This is a genomic window from Natronorubrum texcoconense, assembly GCF_900100335.1.
GTDB classification, from domain to species: Archaea; Halobacteriota; Halobacteria; order Halobacteriales; family Natrialbaceae; genus Natronorubrum; species Natronorubrum texcoconense.
The window spans coordinates 133,814-152,347 of the sequence record NZ_FNFE01000007.1 but is presented as its reverse complement, the minus strand read 5'-3'; the positions used below and the strand labels follow the sequence as shown (position 1 = coordinate 152,347).

Genomic DNA, 18,534 nt, shown 5'->3' with positions numbered 1-18,534 from the left:
GTGCGGGACCTTCGGTCCCGCTCAACTCCACAAAATCTACGCTAACAACGGCCACTCGCTCACTTTCTCACGGGCGTTGCCCGTTCGTCTTTCCGCGGTTCTCGGCTTTCAGCCTCCGAACCGTGCGTTCGTTCACGGTTCGCCTACGACGGCACCACAGTCACCGGCTCCTTCACGATGGACCTTTTTCCGCTCGGGTCGCTACGGCGACCACTCGCGCAAAAATCTCCACCAAAAAGCCGCTCGCTTCCCACGGTCGCTCGCGGTACAACGACTTACGACGGCACGACCGTCACCGGCTCCTTCCGGTCGACCGCCTGCTCTAACTCGTCCGCGATCGCACTTCCGCGAGACACCTGAATTTCACACACGCACCTTTTTTAACGGGGTCCTCACGCACCTATGGTGCGTTCGAACCCCGCGAAAAAATCTGCACCAAAAAAGTCCGCTCGTTCGCGTCGCTCACTCGCGGTCTGCTTACGACGGCACGACCGTCACCGGCTCCTTCCGATCGACCGCGTGCTCTAACTCGTCCGCGATCGCGCTCCCGCGCGACACCTGAATCTCGCCGCCGCGACTGACCGTCGCGGTGAAGAGGTAGTCGCCGCCGGCTTGCACTTCGACCGTCTCGCCGTGGTTGCCGTCGACTGGGATGACGATGTGCCTCGAGGTAATCTCGGGCGTGACCATCTGGCCGGCGGCCTGTCCGCCGCCAGCGCCTCTGCCGTCGGCGCTGGCAGCGCCGCCGCCACCGCCGCCGGCACCGTAGTTGGGGTTCTCGTCGTGGGTCCGGACGTCGATATCGATGCCGAGGCGGTTCTCGACGTCGGTGATTCGACCGCCGCCCTTGCCGATGACGCTCGAGATGTCGTCGTCTTCGACGTAGACGACGGCTTTGTCCTGGCTCCTGAGTTCGACGTCGACGTAGCCGCGGGCGATCGAGCGAATCTCCCGTTCGATCTCCTGTTTGGCGATCCGGTCGACGCCGGACTCGTTCGCCGGGCCGCCGTCTTCGTCTTTGAGCGGAACGGTGACGACCTGGCGGTTGAACGTGTAGATCTCGTACTCGGGCTCGCCGGTCCGGAAGTTCGTGATCTGGATGACCGGTCGAGCCAGGTCTTCCTCCGTGAGTCCGGCGGGCACCTTGACCTCCGTCTTGACGTCGTAGACGGTGTGGACCTCACCGGCTTCGATGTAGACGACGGTGTCGACGACCTGGGGAATCATCCCGAGTTCGACCCGGCCGACGAGTCGCTGGAGCGCGTCGATCGCTCGCGTCGCGTGGACGACGCCGATCATGCCGACGCCCGCGAGTCGCATGTCCGCGAAGACCTCGAAGTCGTTGGTCTTTCGGACCTCGTCGTAGATCGTGTAGTCTGGTCGAACCATCAGGAGAGCGTCGGCCGTGTTGGCCATGTCGCCCGCCAGTTCGGTGTACTGCGTGATCTCGGGGCCGACCTGCAGGTCCCTCGGCTTCTCCATCGTCTTGACCGAGTAGTCGTGATCCGAAATGTAGCGGGCGACCGCCTGTGCGAACGTCGACTTCCCGGCACCGGGGGCACCCGAAATCAGGACCCCGCGCTGGTGCTCGAGCAGTCGCTCTTTCAACTCGTCGGCGTGCTCGTAGTCGTCGATGTCGGTTTGAGCGATCGGGCGGACGGCCGTGATCTCGATGCCGTCCGAGAATGGCGGCCGGCCGATGGCGATCCGGTAATCGCGGAACTGGACGATCTGCATGCCCGGCTCCGAGAGTTCGATGAAGCCTTCGGGGGCCTCCTTAGCGCCGTCGACGACCTCGCGGGCGTACTCGTCCATCGTCTCCTCGTCGAGCGGTTCGTCGGCGATCGGCTCGTAGCGCATCTCGCCGATCGAGCCGCGCTTGGCCTTCGGCACGGCCCCCGTCCTGAGGTGGACGCTCATCGTCTGATCGTCGAAGTAGTTCTCGACGGTGAGCTTGCCGACCTCGCGAACCTCGGGCGAGACGTGCTCGACCGTGAGCCCCTTGGCTTCGGCGACTTCGGCCTGAACGATGTCGCTGGTGAGGAAGGTCGCGTCGAGCTCCTCGGCCAGATCGCGGATCAGCGCGTCGATCTCGCCCTCGGAGGCGTGGCCGCGCTCGATGGCGTTGGGCCGCTCGCCGATGTACTCGAGATCGATGACGCCCTCGTCGGCGAGATCGGCCAGCCGCTGGAGTTCCGACAGCCCGTCCCAGCCGCTGTCGATCCCGTCGTTCGCCTGCGCCTCGAGTTCCGCGACGACGGCTTCCGGCACCGAAATCGTCGCTCCCTCGAACTGCCCGTCTTCGATCGTCGCCGAGACGCGGCCGTCGATGACCACGCTCGTATCCGGCACGACGTGCATACGACAACTGGTCGACGGACACGTATAAGGGTGTTCCACCGCCGGAGCGGGCGTGACTGTGGGGAGTTGCCACGGATCGCGATCCGCGACGAATTGGCCTTGTCGGCTGACCGCGGCCCGCCTATCGAGAATCCGTACTGTCTTCCCAGCCGATGGGAAGACGCGTTGTCCCTTCACTCTCGGACCGAACACGTTCACGTAATGAATCCGGAGCAATCGTTCGGGCGGGGCGGACTCAACGGCTTTTTGGACGCCGACGATCTCGTCGACCGTATCGGGCTGGACGCCGACGAGATCGCTTGGCGAAAGACGTACATCGGCTTCGATGCGGAAGACGAGCGACGGTTGAGCGACCTCGAGACGCTGTTACGGGAGAACCAACACCAGATCGCGGACGACTTCTACGACAACGTGTTGCAGTACGACGAGACGCGAGCGATCGTCGACCGCTCGCCGAAGGGTGTCGACGCGCTCAAGCAAACCCAACGGGCGTATCTGGTCTCGCTCGCGACGGGCGACTACGACCGTCAGTTCTTCGCGAACCGCGCACGGATCGGAAAGCTCCACGAACTGCTCGATATGCCGTTGAAACAGTACGTGGGTCAGTACGGCGTCTACTACGAGTTACTCCTCGAGCGACTCGACGAGCGCGTCCAGCAGCAGGTGGTCGACGCGATCGAGGCGTGGGCTGAGGAACGACAGGACGACGGCGGACTCGGCGGACTCGTCTCGGCCCTCGGATTCGGTGACGACGGCGGGGAGACAGGACTCGAGGAGTCGTTCGAGGAGACCGTCAGAGCAGCCGTCGACGACGGCATGATGGACGTGCTCGCGCTGTTGCGACTCATCAATCTCGACATGCAGATCGCGACCGAGACGTACGTCGACTCCTACGCACAGCGCCTCGAGGAGTCGATCGAGCGCCGCGAGCGGCTCGCCGCCGAGGTGGAAGCCGACGTCCAGCAGCCGATCGAAGAGCTGCACGAGGCGAGCGAGGCGGTCGCGACCCGCGCGGAGACCATCAGCAGTCACACGGCGACGCAGGCGACGAAGACGAATCGGGCCGCGACCGAACTCGGTGAACTGAGCGCCGCGGTCGAGGAAGTCGCGAGCGTCACCGACGAGGTTCGCCGAGAGAGCGATCGGACCGAGCGACTCGCCGCCGAGGGGGTCGAGGCCGCCGACGACGCGCTGGCGGAACTCGAGGCCATCGAGGACGCGACGACGGCCGTCTCTCGATCCGTCGCCGATCTCGAGGAGCGAACGCGGGAGATCGACGCGGTCGTCGACCGACTCGACGCGCTCGCCGAGCGAACGACCGTGCTGGCGAAGAACGCGAAGATCGAGGCCGCCCGATCGGATGGACAGCACACCGGTTCGGGAACGATGGGCGTCATCGCCGACGAGGTCGAATCGTTCGCCGAGCGGACGAAACGCGACCTCGCGGCGATCGAAACCGCCGTCGAGGGCGTTCGCGACGACGCACTCGAGACGGTCGAGACGACCGAGGAAACCGTCGATCGGGTCGACGACGGCACGGACCGGGTCCGCGAGACGATGGCCTCGCTCGAGGGGATCCACGAGTCGGCGGAGACGACGGCTGTGCGGATGGAGGACGTCGCAGCGGCGACCGATCAACAGGCGCGCAACGTCGAGGCGGCGGCGACGACCGTCGAGGAGATCGCCGGAACGGCCGATCAGGTTGCTACCGCCGCGGAGTCGACCGCCGCGGCGAGCCAGGAACAGACCGCGAGTCTCCGCAACGTCGGCGAGACGGTCTCGAGGCTCACCGAGGAAGACGGCGAGGACCGGGAACCGGTGTACGAACGGCTCGAGTGACGCTGGAGCCTGCCCTCGTATCGAGTGTCGACGCGAGTCGACGAACTGCCACGATACTTAACTAATGGGTCCTCGATTGCATCGGTGATGGACGGCCCCGGCCTCGACGGCAGTGACGAACTCACGATCCTCTCCCGAGCGGAACTCGAGGAGCGCGTTCGCCAGCGGACGGCGGATCTCGAGAACGTGATGGACACGATGGTCGACGTGCTGGTGAAACTCGGCCCGGACGGCCGCATTCGGATGGTGAACGCGGCCGCGACGGACGTGCTCGGCTACGAGCAGGACGTCCTCGTCGGAAAGCCGATCGACCACGTGCTCGCGGACGGCCCGCGCGGTCCGTCCGCATCGTCGACCGTCAGCACCGGCGAGTTCGTCGAGACGCTGGTGCGCGAGAATCGGATCACCGAGTACGAGACCGCGCTGGTGACCGCCGAAGGCGAGGAGATACCGACGAGTCTGTCGGCGTCGATCCTTCGCGACGACGACGGCGTCATCGAGGGCGTCGTCTGCGTCGCCACCGACATCAGCGAACGGACGGAGGCCGAGGAGCGCGCCGCCTTTCTCCACTCGCTGTTGCGCCACGATCTGGGGAACAAGCTCACGGTCACCTACGGCTATCTGGAACTGCTCGCGGAGTCGGCCACGGATCTCACCGAGGAGGAACGCCAGTACTGCAGCTACGCTCGCGAGGGCGTCGAGGAGTCGATGAACCTCGTCGAGAACGTCCGAACGCTCAACCGTCTCGAGGAGGAGGAGTCGATTACTGCGGTCGATCTCCACACCGTCCTCGAGGAGAGCGTCGCCCGCCACGCGGATCTGGCGGACAGACAGGACGTCGACGTTCGCATCGATGCGGACGCGGACGTCGCCATCCTGGGCGGCGCCCTGCTCAAAGAGCTCTTTGCTAACCTGCTCGAGAACGCGCTGATCCACGCCGACGCCTCGGAGATCCGACTCACGACGATACCTCACGAGTCGACGGTCCGCGTCCACGTCGACGACGACGGCCGAGGCGTCCCCCCGAATCGGCGGGATTCGATCCTCGAGCGCGGGGAGACCGACGGCGAGGCGGGCGGCACCGGGTTGGGAACGTATCTCGCCGCCAGAATCGCGAGCAGCTACGGCGGCGACCTTGCGGTCGACGACTCACCGATCGGCGGTGCCCGCTTTACCGTCACGCTCAGGACGCCGGCGGGGTGAGCCGGGCGTTTCCTCGGGAGCCGCGTCGGCTGGCCGGTCCGCGAGACGATCCGCGAACCGATCGGCGTACAGCGTCGCGCCGATTTCTCCGGCGAGTTCGCGTCCCACTTCCAGTCGCTCGCGGCGCAGTCGTTCGTCACCGCTGACTCGGTCGCACGAGGCGAGTTCCAACAGACAGCGCAGCGTAGCTTCGTTCGACATCCCCGTTGCGTCTTCGAGCGCCGTTTCGAGCAGTTCTCGAGCCGCTTCGGTGTCGCCGCTTCGACGAAGCGCTCCGGCGTGGACGATACGGGCGGTTACGTCGACCAGTCGATACCCCTCGGGGACGCCGTCGATCGCACGCCGGCTCTGCTCGAGTGCTCGTCCGGCGTCGTCGCCGTCGGTCCGAGCCAGCGTCGCGGCGAGTTCCGTCCGATGGGTTGCGACGTCGCTGTCGCTGCCGAGTCCGGTCGCGAGATCGAGTCCCGCCCGCTGGTCCTCCAGCGCCGCATCGAGGGTCCCGCGTTCGCGTTCGAGCACGCCCCGCGCCAGCAACCCCTTGGCGTGTAGCTTCGTGAACTCGCGGTCGATCGCCAACTCGAGACCGGCGTCGATCCGCTCGGCCGCCCGGTCGAACGCGCCGCGCTGGAGGGAGATCGTTCCGAGGACGATTCGGTACTTGGCGCGGTGATAGGTGCTCTCGGTCTCACGAAGCATCTCCAGCCCCCGCTCGAGCGTGTCGGTCGCCGTTTCGAGATTGCCGGTCGCCTGCTCGACGAGCGCCAGTTTCGCGTGGGTGATCGCTTCGATCTCGTCGTTGCCGACTCGCGTCGCGATCTCGAAGACCTCCTCGAGGACGGGATCGGCCTCCTCCCACCGGGCCCGCGTCACGGTGACCATCGCCAGGTTGTTCAGCGCGAGTATCTTCACGCGTAAGCTACCGGTTTTCGCCGCCAGATCGCGGCAGCGCTCGAACGTTTCCGTCGCGCGCTGGAGTCGGTCGTCGCGGAGGTAGGCGATCCCGAGGTCGTTCAGACACCGAGCGAGTTCGCGGTCGTCGCCGGCGCGCTCGAGCAGCGAAACCCCTCGATCGAACTGGCCGATTGCGCGGTCGGCGTCGCCCTGTCGCATGTAACAGATCCCGATGTTCTGGTGTGCGCGACCGAGCAGGAGGTCGTCGTCGATCCGCGCCGCCAGCGCTCGTTGGGTTCGAAACTCCTCGAGTGCCGCCTCGATGTGGCCGCGTTTCATGTCCGCCCCTGCGCGATAGTCGTGCAGCCAGCAGACTTCGCGCGTCACGTCGTCGCCGCCGACGTCGAGGCCCGCCGTCGCGTACCGTTCGGTCGCCTCGTACTCGCTCCGTTCGAACCGAACCCGGGCCTGATAGCGGTAGGTGCGACGGATTCGGTCTGGGTCGGTCGTTCGGTCGCGAACGTACCGGAACTGCTTGTCCGCCGTCTCGTACTCGCCGCGCGTGTAGTGGACGTCGCCCAGGGATTCGAGCACCGCGAGGATCGTCTCCTCGTGGCCGCGCTCGCGGGCGAGTCGGAGGGCTCGCTCGTACCACGCGACGGCGTCCTCGAGCGCGTAGAGCGTCGTCGCGTGATCCGCGGCGGCGATCCAGTGTTCGAGCGCGAGATCGGGTTCGTCGGCGCGGTCGTAGTGGTGAGCGATCGTGGCGTCGGTCTCCCGGCGGTCGTCGTCGGCCATCGCATCCGCGATTCGCCGGTGGAGTCGGCTGGCGTGCTCCTCGTCGATCTCGTCACGGACGACCGACCGGATAACGTCGCTTTCGAACCGAACCGTCGCGTCGTCCGTCCGTCGCCAGAGTCCCGACTCGATCAGCCGATCGACGTGCTCCCGACAGGTCGACGGGGCGTAACGGGTCACCGTCTGCAACAGGGAAAGCGGGACGACGTCGCCGACGACGGCGCCGGTCTCGAGCACCGCGCGGGTCGCCGGGTCGAGGCGCTCGAGTCGAGCCCCGATCGTCGTCTGGACGACGTCGGCGACGGCGATCTCGTCGGGCCGTTCGGGGTAGTAGTCGTGCGTCGGATCGATCCGTCCCGCCTCGAGCATGTGTTCGACGGTTTCGACGACGAACAGCGGATTGCCGCCCGTCTCCTCGGCGATCGCATCGACGAACGCGGGGGGAACGCCGCGGTCGCCGACGTGTCGTTCGACGAGTTCGGCGATCGGCTCGCGGTCGAGCGGCCCCAGTTCCAGCCGGACGGTCGACTCCTCGCGACCGACGGCTTCGGAGATCCACGTGAGCTGGCCGTCGGTCTCGGGTCCCGTCGGTCGGGCGGTACAGATTACAGCGAGGGGTGCCTCGTCGATCGTCTCGACGAGGTGCGTGAGCAACTCGACCGTCGCCGTATCGGCCCACTGGAGATCGTCGATTGCGAGTACGAGCGGCCGTTCGGCTGCACGGTCTTCGAGCCAGGCTGCCGTTCGATCGTAGACCGCTTCGAGACGGGCGTCGTAGGTGGTGTCGTCGCGGACCGGCGGCGAGGGCGAGTCGACGAACGGGAGCGGCTCCGCGTCCGCTCGGTCGTCGAACGCGTCGCGGAACGGGTGGTAGGGACCGCCGCCGTCGCGTCGACAACGACCGATCGCCGTCTCGAAGCCCACATCGCTCGCGTCCGCACAGAGCCGTTCGATCAGCGCCGTCTTGCCGATGCCCGGTTCGCCCGCGATGAGCGCGACCGACGACTGTTCGTCGCGAGCGCCCTCGAGCAGCGTCGTGAGCCGTTCGCGTTCGGAGTCGCGGCCGACGAACGCCGGCTCGAGGGCGGACTCGATCGAGATCGTGCCGTCGGGCGTTCGGGCAGCGAGCGCCCTCGAGAGTGGGATACCGTACGCGTCGGGAACCGCGCCGAGGGCCAGTTCGCTGCGATCGTCGTCGGTGATCACGTCGACTCGCTCGGACTCGAGTCGAGCGCACCGATCGTCAGCCCGCTCGCGGCCCGCAGCGGTCAGTCGGTAGCTCGTTTCGTCGGCCCTGTCGCCGCTAGAACCGGTCCCATCGGCAGTTTCGCCGGACCGAGCAGGCGCTTCGACTTCGACAACATCGTCAGTTGGTTCGTCGCTGCGGGGCTCGCCGTCCCGGCTCGTCACGAGGCCGTCCGACTCGAGCGCCGACAGCGTCGACGCGAGACGGAGTCGGTCAGCGAGCGTGTCCTCGAGAGCCACCGCGGCCGCAATCGTTCGAATCGAGGCCTCGAAGACGGGGCCGTCGTTCGCCTCTCGTTCGCGGAGAGCGAGTAAAATGGGGGTCTCGAGGTCACGCTCGTCCATTGCGTACTCGTAACTGCTCCATCATATAAGCCCTGTTGGCAGAACTGGTCGATCGAGACCGTCGCCCGAGGCTCCCCACTTCGACGGTGACGAGCAGCGCCGTTACTCGCCGTCGCCGCCGGCGTCTGCGCTGCTCGCGTCGGCCGATGGGGTCGGCGCGTCGGTAGCCACGTCGCCGCCCACGTAGTTCGTCCAGAGCACGAGCATGCTCGGGAGGACGAAGACGCTGCCCAGGAACGCGTAGATGATCGTCAGTCCGGTGATCAGGCCGAACTGCTGGAGCGGCGGGAGGATGGCGAAGACGAGGACGCCGAAGCCGCCGACCGTCGTGGCCGCGCTGCCGAAGAGCGCACCGCCGGTGCCGGTGACGCTGCGATAGAGCGCATCGAACGGGTCGTCGCCCCGCTTTCGCTCGAGCAGGTAGCGCTCGGTCATGTGGATGTTGTACGCGACCCCGAGCCCGATCGTCAGGCTCGTGATCGTCCCCGTCATCACGTTGAACGAAATTCCGAGCAGGTACATCGTGCCGAGGATCCACGCGACGCCGAAAACGATCGGGGCGATGGTGAGCAGGCCGAGCAGGGCGCTCCCGTGGGTCCATCGGTAGGCGACCATCAGGAACGCCACGACGGCGACCAACGCGACGAGCATGCTCTCGATGACCGTCTCGAACAGCTCCTGTTCGATGAGGTGGAAGACGATGATCTGGCCCGTCGCAGTCACCTGCAAGCCGTCGCCGTCGGCCGCCGACGCCACGCCTGTCAACTGGTCGTTTACGTCGCCGGCAGAGGCGTCGCCCTGCGTCGAGACGACGACGCGAAGCGACTGATACTCGCCGCCGTCGGCTCCCGCACCGCCCGTCCGGTGGATCACGTCCCGTGCCTGCTCGGGGGCGACCTCGAAGAACTCGTCGTACACCGCCTCGAGATTCTGATCGGGGACGCCGTCGCCGGTCGTATCGGCCGCGTCGTACGTCGCGGCAAAGGACTCGTTCTCCGCGGCGACGGACTCCATCGCCGTCAGCGGGCTTCTAACGTGGGCCTCGCCGTTGGGGAGGACGACGGCGACGTCCGTCTCGGCGGCCGACGCCTGCATCTCGTCGGTCCGCTCGAGCGTTCGATCGTCCGTGATATCGCCCTCGACGAGCAGTTGGGCCTGGGTATCCTGCCGGAGGAAGTGCTCGTTGACGTAGCCCATGTTCTCCTTGACGCTGTAGTCGCCGGCGGCGAACGGTCCGGGGAGCGACTTCGCCCAGTCGGCCGGATCGTCCGCGATGAAGTCCTCCTGATCGAACGTGGTGTCGATCTGTGCGGCTCCGTAGGCCCCGCCCAGCGTCAGCAAGACGGCGACCGCGACGACCGCCCACGGCATCCGTTTAGCCGCACGGTGGCCGCCCGCGAGTGCGCCGCTGAGTCGGCCGCCGCCGGTACCGAAGGCTCGCTTGCGGCGGTCGTATCCGCGGGCCTCGAGGAGGGCGTCGAGTTCGACTTTCGCCGCGGGGATGACTGCCCCGAAGACGACGAGCGCCGAGACGATGCCGAACGCGCTGGCCACCCCGAACTCGCGGATCGGACCGATCGGGCTGACCAGATTCGAGAGGAAGCCGATGACGGCCGTCGCCGTCACCCAGACGAACGCGACGCCGAGGCCGGCGACGACCAGGACCATGGCGGATCTGGTCGACTCGGTGGCGTCCTCGCTCGCGGGTCGCTCCGCTCCCCGCTCGCCGCTCCGAGGCGCGTTGCGCCTCGCGTCGCGCGCCTCTCTGTGCCGCATAAACAGGTGTATCGCGTAGTCGACGCTCAACCCGACGAGCAACACCGGCACCGCGATCATCAGCTGGTTGAAGTCGATTCCGGCCCAGCCGAGGAAGCCGAAGGTCCAGACGAGCACCAGCGCGACGCCGCCCAGCCCGAGCACGATATCGAGCAGGTCGCGGTAGGCGACGGCCAGCACGGCCGAAACGAACAGCAACGCCATCGGCACCACGATGATCAGACTGTCCGTCAGCGATCGATCGATCTCGTCGGTGATGATCCCCGCACCGAAGACGAAGCCGCCGTCACCGAAGCGGTCGTCCACCAGTTCGGCCATCGCCAGCTGCGAGTCGACGACGTGATCGGCTGCTTCACCCTCCATTCCGCCCTGTCCATCGCCGTGCTGAGTCACGAACAGCATCCGGGCGTCGGCCTGCGTCGACCCCTGCTCGTAGTCCGTCGGCAGGAACGCCAGCACCTGTCGATCCGCGTCCTCGCCCAGCACGGCGGCGACGACGTCTTCGACCTCCTCGTCGCTCATCGACTCGAGTTGCTCGATCTGGGCCTCGAGCGACGGTCCGTCCTCTCCGCCGTCCATCTGTGCCGTGCCGGTGGCGGGTTCGTCGCCGTCCTCTGTGTCGCCACCCTCAGTGTCACCGTCCTCGGCATCTGCGTCACCGTCCTCGGCATCGGTGCCGTTACCGTTCTCACCACCCTCCGCCGGGGCGTCCTGCTGTCCGCCCGCCGCCCCCTCCCCTTGCATCGCGGTCATCGCGACGATGGAGGCGACGTCGGTGAACGGCTCGTCCGTCAGCGTCGGCTCGATCCGGTCGTCCTCCCGAAACTCCTGTTGTAACTCGAGCGTCGCGAGCAGCGACTCGCGGTCGAGAACGTTCTCCCCGCGGACGACGACCTGCACCGTCGTCGTGTCGTCGTCCTCGCCGTAGTTGGCCTGGATGTACTCGAGTTTCTCGGCGGCCTCGCTGTCGGTCTCGAACTGATCGAGCGAGGAGGTCTGCTCGAGCGAGCCGACGCCAGCTCCCATCACCAGCGTCATCACCAGCGCGAGGGCGACGACGAGCCGTCCTTGCTGGGTAACCGCTCGAATGAATCGATCGGCGACCGACACGTCAGGTCGCCCCTCGCGTCGTCTCGGCTGCGTTCATGACGGACACGTAGGGACAATCCGTCCATACGTGTTACTATCCGAAGGTGACGACGATTCGACCGGTGCAATCAACTCGCCGAGCGATGAGAGGGGACGTATGAACGTCGTCGAGCTGACCCGCGACCTCGTTTCGATCCCGAGCCACGAGGACGAGACGGCCGCGGGCGACTACATCGAGGAGTGGCTCCGCGCCGAAACCGACGCCGACGTGCGGCGAGACGAGGTGGGCAACGTGATCGCCAGAACGGGAACCCGCGAGGAAGCACACGCCGACGGAGAAACGCTGGCGCTCGTCGGCCACCACGACGTCGTCGCGCCCGCGGCGTCGCAGGTGGACGAGGACGGGGGGTACGTCGTCGAGCAGCGAGACGGGCGACTGTACGGTCGCGGCACGGCGGATATGAAGGGGGCCGTCGCGGCCGCGATGCTCGCCTTTCGCGACGCCGAACTCGCGCTCTCGGACGTCGACAGCGTCGGCGGCGACGATTCGGCCGCGAACGCGCTCGTCTTCGCCAGTTTCGTCGGCGAGGAGGTCGGCGGAATCGGTGCGCGCCACGCCATCGAGCGGGGATTCGAACCCGACTACGCCATCGTCGGCGAGGGATCGACCAACTACTCCGAACCGGGCGTCACCGACGTCGTCGTCGCCCACAAGGGCCGTCGCGGGAGCACGATCACCGCTCGCGGCACCGCGGCCCACGCCAGCGAGGTCGAGGCGGGCGAGAACGCCATCTATCGGGCGACCGACGCCGTCGACGTCGTTCGGGGCCTCGAGGCACCCGCCGTCGACGTCGCGGGCGAAACCCTCGAGGGCAGCCTCGTCGTCACCGAAATCGACGGCGGGACGGCGATGAACGTGATCCCCGAGCGCTGTGCCCTGACGGTCGACGAGCGGACGGTTCCGGGCGAGCGAGCGGCTCTCGAGCGCGTCGAGTCGGTCGACGGCGTCGAGTGGACCGTCGATCAGGACCTGCCGCCGATGCGCTGCGACGACGAGAAATTCGCCGAGCGGGTGCTCGAGGCCGCCGACGAGGCACAGGTGGGGTCGCCGGAACTGGTGACGAAACCCCACGCGACCGACGCGGGGTGGCTCGCCGAAGCCGGTACGGAGTGCGTGATCTACGGCGCCTCAGAGCCCGGCGAGGCCCACACGAAAGCCGAGAGCGTCTCGCTCGAGGTGCTCGAGCGGTGTCGGGAGACGTATCGTCGGGTGGCGGCGTCCTGGCTCGAGTAGCCCGCATCTCCACTCGCGTTCTCGGGTCCACGTCATCGTACATCGATGGCGGACGGTCGCACGTCTATCGGTAGTTCAGGGCGTGTTGACAGAAAACGTCGAATTGGGAGTTCCCGCGGCGTGGCGACGGGAGCCCTCGCGCGAAGTCTTCTATACGCCGGGGACGCCGACGGCCTCGAAGCCGGTGATGCCGACCGCGGCGAGCGCGTAGAGCACGATCAGGACCGTCACCCAGGCGAGCAGGCCGATCATCGCCGCCGCGGTCCAGTCGCCGGGGTACCGGAAGTTGATCACCGCGATGTACGCGAGCAGGGCCAGCAACGGTCCGAGCAGCGGGATCCATCCCACGAAAAAGCCGACGACGGCCCATATCACCGCCCCGATCAGCGCGGTGACGATCGCGTGGTCGTAGTCGCCGGCGCCCACGATGACGCGCGCGCCGACGTAGATACCCAGTGCTCCGATCAACAGGCTGGCGAGGAAGACGATTGCTGATGCGACTACCATATCATCGTGATACACGTCAGATAGGCCGAATAGCTCACTGCTTGCGAGTTCCACACCGCTTTCACGGGTGAGCGATTTCCGGCCGGAGACCCCTTGCAGGTGCCACGTCGCGGGTCTCCGAACTGTCGTCGAACTCGAGAGATTTCCGAGTGCTGGCCCGAGACCGCAGGCGGAGACGCACCCCAGCGAGACCACCGAAACCGCAACGAGACGAGACCACCGGAACCACGACGTTGATACTATGCCCGCGCATACGAAACGCCAATGGCGACCGATCAGGCTCAGAGCGAGGCGGCTACGAGCGACACCTACGAGGAGTTCGAGCAGCGCGTGCGGCGGATTTCGAACGTATCGAACGCGGCCGGCATCCTGCAGTGGGATCAGGAGGTCGTGATGCCCGAGGAGGGGACCCCAGCCCGAGCGCAGCAGCTCTCGGCGCTCTCCTCGATCGGTCACGAACTCTTGACCGACGACGAAACGGGCGAGTTGCTCGAGGAACTCGAGGGCGAGACGACGGAGTCGTCTCGAAAAACGAGCGGTGAAACCGCGAGTAGCGACCTGTCCGACGAGCAGGAAGCCGTCGTCCGCGAAGTTCGGCGACGCTACGACCGCGAGACCAGCGTCCCGCAGGAGCTCGTCGAGGAGATTTCGGAGACGACGGCCACCGCCCACCCGACGTGGAAACAGGCTAAGGAGGAGGACGACTTCGAGCAGTTCGCGCCCACGCTCGAGAAACTGGTCGAGCTCAAACGCGAGTACGCAGAGCACATCGACCCCGACGCCGATCCCTACGAGGTGCTCTTCTCGGACTACGAGCCGTATCTCGACCTCGAGACGGCCGAGCGCGTACTCGAGAAGCTACGCGACGAACTCGTGCCGCTGATCGACGCGATCGACGACAGCGGTGCGGAGATCGAGACCGACGCCTTCGCGGGCACGTTCGAAGACGACGATCAGGAGGCCCTCGCGCGGGACGTCCTCGACTCGCTGGGCTACCACTGGGGTCGCGGCCGACTGGACACGGCACCGCATCCGTTCTCCTCGGGTACGCAGTTCGACGCCCGCGTGACGACTCGCTTCGAGGAGGACGATCTGCTGGGTTCGATCACGTCGACGATCCACGAGTTCGGCCACGCGAATTACACCCTCGGACTGCCCGACGAGGGCTACGGCACGCCGCTCGGCGAGGCGCGGGACCTCTCGGTTCACGAGTCCCAGTCGCGACTCTGGGAGAACCACGTCGGGCGCTCGCGGCCCTTCTGGGAGCACTTCCTCCCGATCGCACGGGAGCGGTTCCCGAGCCTCGAGGACGTCTCCCCCGAAGCGGCCTACGAGGCCGCCAACCAGGTCCACGACGACAACCTCATCCGGGTCGAGGCGGACGAACTCACCTACCACCTCCACATCGTGATTCGGTTCGAGATCGAGCGCGACCTCATTAGCGGCGACCTCGCCGTCGAAGACGTCCCGGAGGTCTGGAACGACAAGTACGAGGAGTACCTCGGCGTCCGTCCCGAAACCGACGCGGAGGGCTGTCTGCAGGACATCCACTGGTCCCACGGCTCCTTCGGCTACTTCTCGACGTACTCGCTGGGATCGGTGCTCGCGGCGCAGCTCTACGACGCCGCCGAAGACGACCTTGGCGAGTTCGACGACGACATCCGCGCCGGCGAGTTCGGCGAACTCAACGGCTGGCTCCGCGAAAACGTCCACCAGCACGGCAAGCAGTTCACCACGCCCGAACTGATCGAGCGCGCGACCGGCGAGGAGTACACGGCCGAATACTTCCTCGAGTACGTGAAATCGAAGTACGGCGAGCTGTACGACCTCGAGGAGTACTGAAAACGTCGTTGCCAGGAATTGAGGAGTGGAACGTGCGATTTTGAGCCTAGTTTCGAACGGTGTCGGAGTGATCGTGTTTCTTGGTCAAACGGTGCAGGAACGTGGCGGCTGGATCGGTGTTTCGTCGTCCGAACACTGTGGTATCAGGTGTGGGCCGTGAGTATGGGTCTATTACAGCGTATATCCAAGTTCAGTCGCCGCAAATCGTGAAGTAGTTTCATCAATGACAACCCAAAATGTCTTCGCAGTCGTCGGGACTAATATAGCATACGCCAACAAGTAAATAGAATAATATATTGCTTGATAAAAAGCGATCCACGTCGATTGAGTGAAGAATCACTTGTATCTCTTGGAGCGAACAAACGGTTGCGTGGAGGCGGACAAAAAACACCTCGGCGGGTGTCGCCGTCCAACCGCGCTCTTAGCAGTCATCTAATTCCGCTGTGTAGCACTCGCTGAGCAATTCTGCGAGCATTATTCTAAATCAACTATACGATCTGCTTGCTTCTTAAATTTGCCTAATTAGGCACTACCATTGACAGGTTTTATACATATGTTACAATCATTATTGTATCTCTAGAAGAGTATATTGGATCATAATAACTGTTTCTCAAAAACACTTATTAGTAATACGTCTTTTAATTAATGTATGTCTGATAACTCGGATGTGAATAGAAGGGCGATGTTGAAATCGATCGGCGCAAGTTCAGCAGGACTTGCGTTGGTATCCACAGCAAAGGCAGATGAAGTGGATTCAGACAACTACATGCCATGCTGTGGGGGAGGAAGTGGGAGTTCTCCAAATGAAGAATGGGAGTTCGAAAGTGATCATACTTGAAGTAGTCCTGCTTGGGACATTCCACAGAAACTGGCTCTTGGAGTGACTTACTTCGGTTCCACTGAGATTCCATCGTCGGGCTACTGGCAACACGATATACGGTTTTCTGGAACCGGTGGCGAGGATGCTTCAGGAACTAGCTTAACTGACGAAAAGCTTGAGCGAATCGGATACGAATTAACAGCCGTTGATAACGGGATCGAATTTGCCGATACCACTATTGATGATTGGTCTGGCGTCTATCCAGAAGATGAAGGTGGTCCAGGAGATGGCGTTGATGTTGAAAGCGCAGCGACGACGGTTCTTGCAGCATCAGTTGGTGTTGTAAATCCGGCTCTTGGCCTGGGACTATCAGCAGCAGACGTAGCCAACGATTTAACTGCAACTGATAGTCACGGTGGCGATGGACTTGCTATGGATCATTATCCGCAGTCTTGTAGCTGGGGCGGTATCAATTGCAATAAGAAAAATCTCGAAGCAATCTCGTTTTATCAGCGGTGCTACGTTAAAAGCGAAACCATAGTCAACAACCCACAATTTGAAATTAGGGTTTATTTGGACGATGGATTTGAGAACAACGGTAGAGATTACTCTCAAGAGATCGTAGTCAAATTTGAAACATTTGGTTCAGAAGATGACGGTGTCGATAATCCAGTAGAGACATCCTCTTTCCCAGATGATCCTGCGGAAATGTCTAAGGAGCAGAAAGAGCACCTGAATATAAAGAAAATTCCTGTGGATAATGTTGAAAATATGACTTCCTCTCAGGAATTTATTGCTGAGAACTATGCAGACGAAGACGACGTGTTATACACCGCTGATGTCCCATTCAACGTTAGTTCATCTACTGACGATTGATTATTCGATTGAGTAAGAGAAGTGAATTCTTCTATTTTCTTCGATCATAAAGTGTACTGTGAATTTTCCTTCTCCAGCATCTGCCAACCTGAACTCTTCGTATTGATCGCTGTCTTTGAGATCTGCTGTTAGTTTGATCTCATCCGATTTATCAGGCCAAACTTGTTTAACCTCTTCACTTCCTGCACGTCCATTATCGGCTGAGGAGATTGTGTGTGTCTCATCATATATCTCTTCGCCATTATCGATTATTCCTATCTCTATCTCTTGATTCTCCAAGTATTTATTAACCAAATGAAGTTCATCTAATTTATGTTCTGTCGCACTATCTCTTTGGCTACAACCAGCTAATAATCCGAGACCAAACAGCGCTTTCATAGCGAAAATTCGCCGAGTCGAATTTGGCATATTTCTACGGTATTTCATCACCCATATATTTCTTGTGATGGTAATTATAATACCATTCATATTTGACAAAGTTATAATTAAAAACAATTTTAATTTATCGTGGAGAACAAACCGATGGGGATGGCTCCCTGCGTATTAGTGTGTATCTGTATCCAGGTGACTTTCACCACCTGTATCGGGCATCAGGTCAATTATCCCGGTCTGTAAGCCTTCTGCGGACGTTCGTGTGCGTACTCTTTCCCATCGTCGGCATAGACGTCCATATTCTATAAGACAGAATTCATCAGTAATACAGTTCGCCAGTATGGTTACCGCTTCAGCAAATGGCCTGAACCCGACCTCGTACCGGAGCACTATTTCCCTACCTTACTACTCTAGTTGTACACCATCGTCGACCGGGTTCCGCAACCCGCGTTTTTTAGGACTCGGTGGCCGTCTCCTCCCGACATGATCGAGACGTCACTCGAGGGTAACACCGCCATCGTCACCGGCGCGAGCTCGGGCATCGGCGCGGCGACCTGTCGCGCGTTCGCGGCCGAGGGAGCGAACGTGGTCCTCGCGGCCCGCAGCGAGGACAAACTGACCGAACTCGCCGACGAACTCGAGACCGAACACGACGTCGAGACGCTGGTCGTCCCGACGAACGTCCGCGAGGAGGACGCGGTCGACCACCTGATCGAGGAGACCGTCGACACCTTCGGCGGGATCGACGTGCTGGTGAACAACGCGGGGCTCTCGCGGGGGAGCGACGTCGAATCGATGAGCACCGACGACTACGAGACGATGCAGGAGACCAACGTCGACGGGCTCTTCTACGCGACGCGGGCCGCGATTCCACACGTTCGCGAGACGGACGGCCACCTCGTCTTCGTCGGGAGTTTCGCAGGCCAGTATCCGCGGTCGTTCAACCCCGTCTACGCCGCCACGAAGTGGTGGACCCGCGGCTTCGCCAAGAGCGTTGCCGCGCAGGTCGGCGACGACGACGTCGGCGTCTCGATCGTCAACCCTGCGGAAGTCCGTTCGGAGTTCGAGGCGGCCGACGGGACGACGTTCGAGGAGCACTTCGACGAGGACGAGGCCAGCGAACCCGAAGAAGTCGCCGAGGCGATTCTCTTTGCTGCAAGTCGGGAGGGCTCGAGCGTCAGCGAGATCGACGTCAATCGCCGAGACAAGTTCGCCGACGGCTTCTGACGCGGCCGCCGCTTGGAACCCCGAGCGCGCTTAAAACGCGGCCGGCGCG

The 18,534-nt window shown here is 63.5% G+C and carries 12 protein-coding genes; 7 read left to right on the top strand and 5 right to left on the bottom strand.

All coding sequences use genetic code 11. The annotated features are described in order from the left end of the window. Nucleotides 1-477: 477 nt before the first annotated feature. Nucleotides 478-2,361, bottom strand: coding sequence for a PINc/VapC family ATPase (locus BLT08_RS18780; RefSeq protein WP_090311035.1), 1,884 nt, complete (start codon nt 2,359-2,361; stop codon nt 478-480). Between the two features lie 201 nt (nt 2,362-2,562). Between BLT08_RS18780 and BLT08_RS18775 the strand changes: the two genes are divergently transcribed. Both BLT08_RS18775 and BLT08_RS18770 read left to right on the top strand, forming a co-directional pair. Further along, nucleotides 2,563-4,200 carry a globin-coupled sensor protein gene (locus BLT08_RS18775; RefSeq protein ID WP_090311032.1) on the top strand — a complete coding sequence of 546 codons (1,638 nt, stop codon included), beginning with the start codon at nt 2,563-2,565 and terminating at the stop codon, nt 4,198-4,200. An 87-nt stretch (nt 4,201-4,287) separates the two neighbouring features. Then, entirely contained in the window at nt 4,288-5,403 is a 1,116-nt protein-coding gene (locus BLT08_RS18770; RefSeq protein ID WP_090311030.1) for an ATP-binding protein, read from the top strand. On the opposite strand, the gene BLT08_RS18765 is transcribed toward BLT08_RS18770, so the two are convergent. After that, a complete protein-coding gene (locus BLT08_RS18765) occupies nt 5,350-8,682 on the bottom strand; it encodes an ATP-binding protein (RefSeq protein ID WP_090311028.1) in 3,333 nt (1,110 codons plus the stop codon). The two genes, BLT08_RS18770 and BLT08_RS18765, sit on opposite strands and share 54 nt — an antisense overlap. 102 nt (nt 8,683-8,784) lie before the next feature. Continuing rightward, nucleotides 8,785-11,568, bottom strand: a complete 2,784-nt coding sequence (locus tag BLT08_RS18760) for an efflux RND transporter permease subunit (protein WP_090311025.1) — start codon at nt 11,566-11,568, stop codon at nt 8,785-8,787. A 136-nt stretch (nt 11,569-11,704) separates the two neighbouring features. On the opposite strand from BLT08_RS18760, the gene BLT08_RS18755 reads away from it, so the two are divergent. Then, nucleotides 11,705-12,841, top strand: a complete 1,137-nt coding sequence (locus tag BLT08_RS18755) for a M20 family metallopeptidase (protein WP_090311023.1) — start codon at nt 11,705-11,707, stop codon at nt 12,839-12,841. A gap of 150 nt (nt 12,842-12,991) precedes the next feature. On the opposite strand, the gene BLT08_RS18750 is transcribed toward BLT08_RS18755, so the two are convergent. Continuing rightward, entirely contained in the window at nt 12,992-13,348 is a 357-nt protein-coding gene (locus tag BLT08_RS18750) for a hypothetical protein (protein ID WP_090311019.1), read from the bottom strand. 264 nt (nt 13,349-13,612) lie between these two features. On the opposite strand from BLT08_RS18750, the gene BLT08_RS18745 reads away from it, so the two are divergent. The 3 genes from BLT08_RS18745 (at nt 13,613) to BLT08_RS22685 (ending at nt 16,886) form a co-directional block, all read left to right on the top strand. Then, nucleotides 13,613-15,190 (top strand): carboxypeptidase M32, encoded by a 1,578-nt coding sequence (locus BLT08_RS18745; protein WP_090311017.1) that lies wholly within the window; start codon nt 13,613-13,615, stop codon nt 15,188-15,190. A 649-nt stretch (nt 15,191-15,839) separates the two neighbouring features. Continuing rightward, nucleotides 15,840-16,028, top strand: a complete 189-nt coding sequence (locus tag BLT08_RS22690) for a hypothetical protein (RefSeq protein ID WP_139171335.1) — start codon at nt 15,840-15,842, stop codon at nt 16,026-16,028. Nucleotides 16,029-16,070: 42 nt separating this feature from the next. Then, nucleotides 16,071-16,886, top strand: coding sequence for a hypothetical protein (locus BLT08_RS22685; RefSeq protein ID WP_139171334.1), 816 nt, complete (start codon nt 16,071-16,073; stop codon nt 16,884-16,886). On the opposite strand, the gene BLT08_RS22680 is transcribed toward BLT08_RS22685, so the two are convergent. Next, nucleotides 16,887-17,294, bottom strand: a complete 408-nt coding sequence (locus BLT08_RS22680) for a hypothetical protein (protein ID WP_139171333.1) — start codon at nt 17,292-17,294, stop codon at nt 16,887-16,889. Between the two features lie 447 nt (nt 17,295-17,741). Between BLT08_RS22680 and BLT08_RS18740 the strand changes: the two genes are divergently transcribed. Beyond that, the gene (locus tag BLT08_RS18740) at nt 17,742-18,485 is read left to right on the top strand and encodes an SDR family oxidoreductase (RefSeq protein WP_090311015.1); all 744 of its coding nucleotides are present in this window, start codon (nt 17,742-17,744) and stop codon (nt 18,483-18,485) included. Nucleotides 18,486-18,534: the final 49 nt, after the last annotated feature.

Excerpts from the sequence above, each read along its gene's own strand:
- BLT08_RS18780 (WP_090311035.1), bottom strand. The coding sequence starts at position 2,361 with ATGCACGTCGTGCCGGATACGAGCGTGGTCATCGACGGCCGCGTCTCG.
- BLT08_RS18775 (WP_090311032.1), top strand. The coding sequence starts at position 2,563 with ATGAATCCGGAGCAATCGTTCGGGCGGGGCGGACTCAACGGCTTTTTG.
- BLT08_RS18770 (WP_090311030.1), top strand. The coding sequence starts at position 4,288 with ATGGACGGCCCCGGCCTCGACGGCAGTGACGAACTCACGATCCTCTCC.
- BLT08_RS18765 (WP_090311028.1), bottom strand. The coding sequence starts at position 8,682 with ATGGACGAGCGTGACCTCGAGACCCCCATTTTACTCGCTCTCCGCGAA.
- BLT08_RS18755 (WP_090311023.1), top strand. The coding sequence starts at position 11,705 with ATGAACGTCGTCGAGCTGACCCGCGACCTCGTTTCGATCCCGAGCCAC.
- BLT08_RS18750 (WP_090311019.1), bottom strand. The coding sequence starts at position 13,348 with ATGGTAGTCGCATCAGCAATCGTCTTCCTCGCCAGCCTGTTGATCGGA.
- BLT08_RS18745 (WP_090311017.1), top strand. The coding sequence starts at position 13,613 with ATGGCGACCGATCAGGCTCAGAGCGAGGCGGCTACGAGCGACACCTAC.
- BLT08_RS22690 (WP_139171335.1), top strand. The coding sequence starts at position 15,840 with ATGTCTGATAACTCGGATGTGAATAGAAGGGCGATGTTGAAATCGATC.
- BLT08_RS22680 (WP_139171333.1), bottom strand. The coding sequence starts at position 17,294 with ATGCCAAATTCGACTCGGCGAATTTTCGCTATGAAAGCGCTGTTTGGT.
- BLT08_RS18740 (WP_090311015.1), top strand. The coding sequence starts at position 17,742 with ATGATCGAGACGTCACTCGAGGGTAACACCGCCATCGTCACCGGCGCG.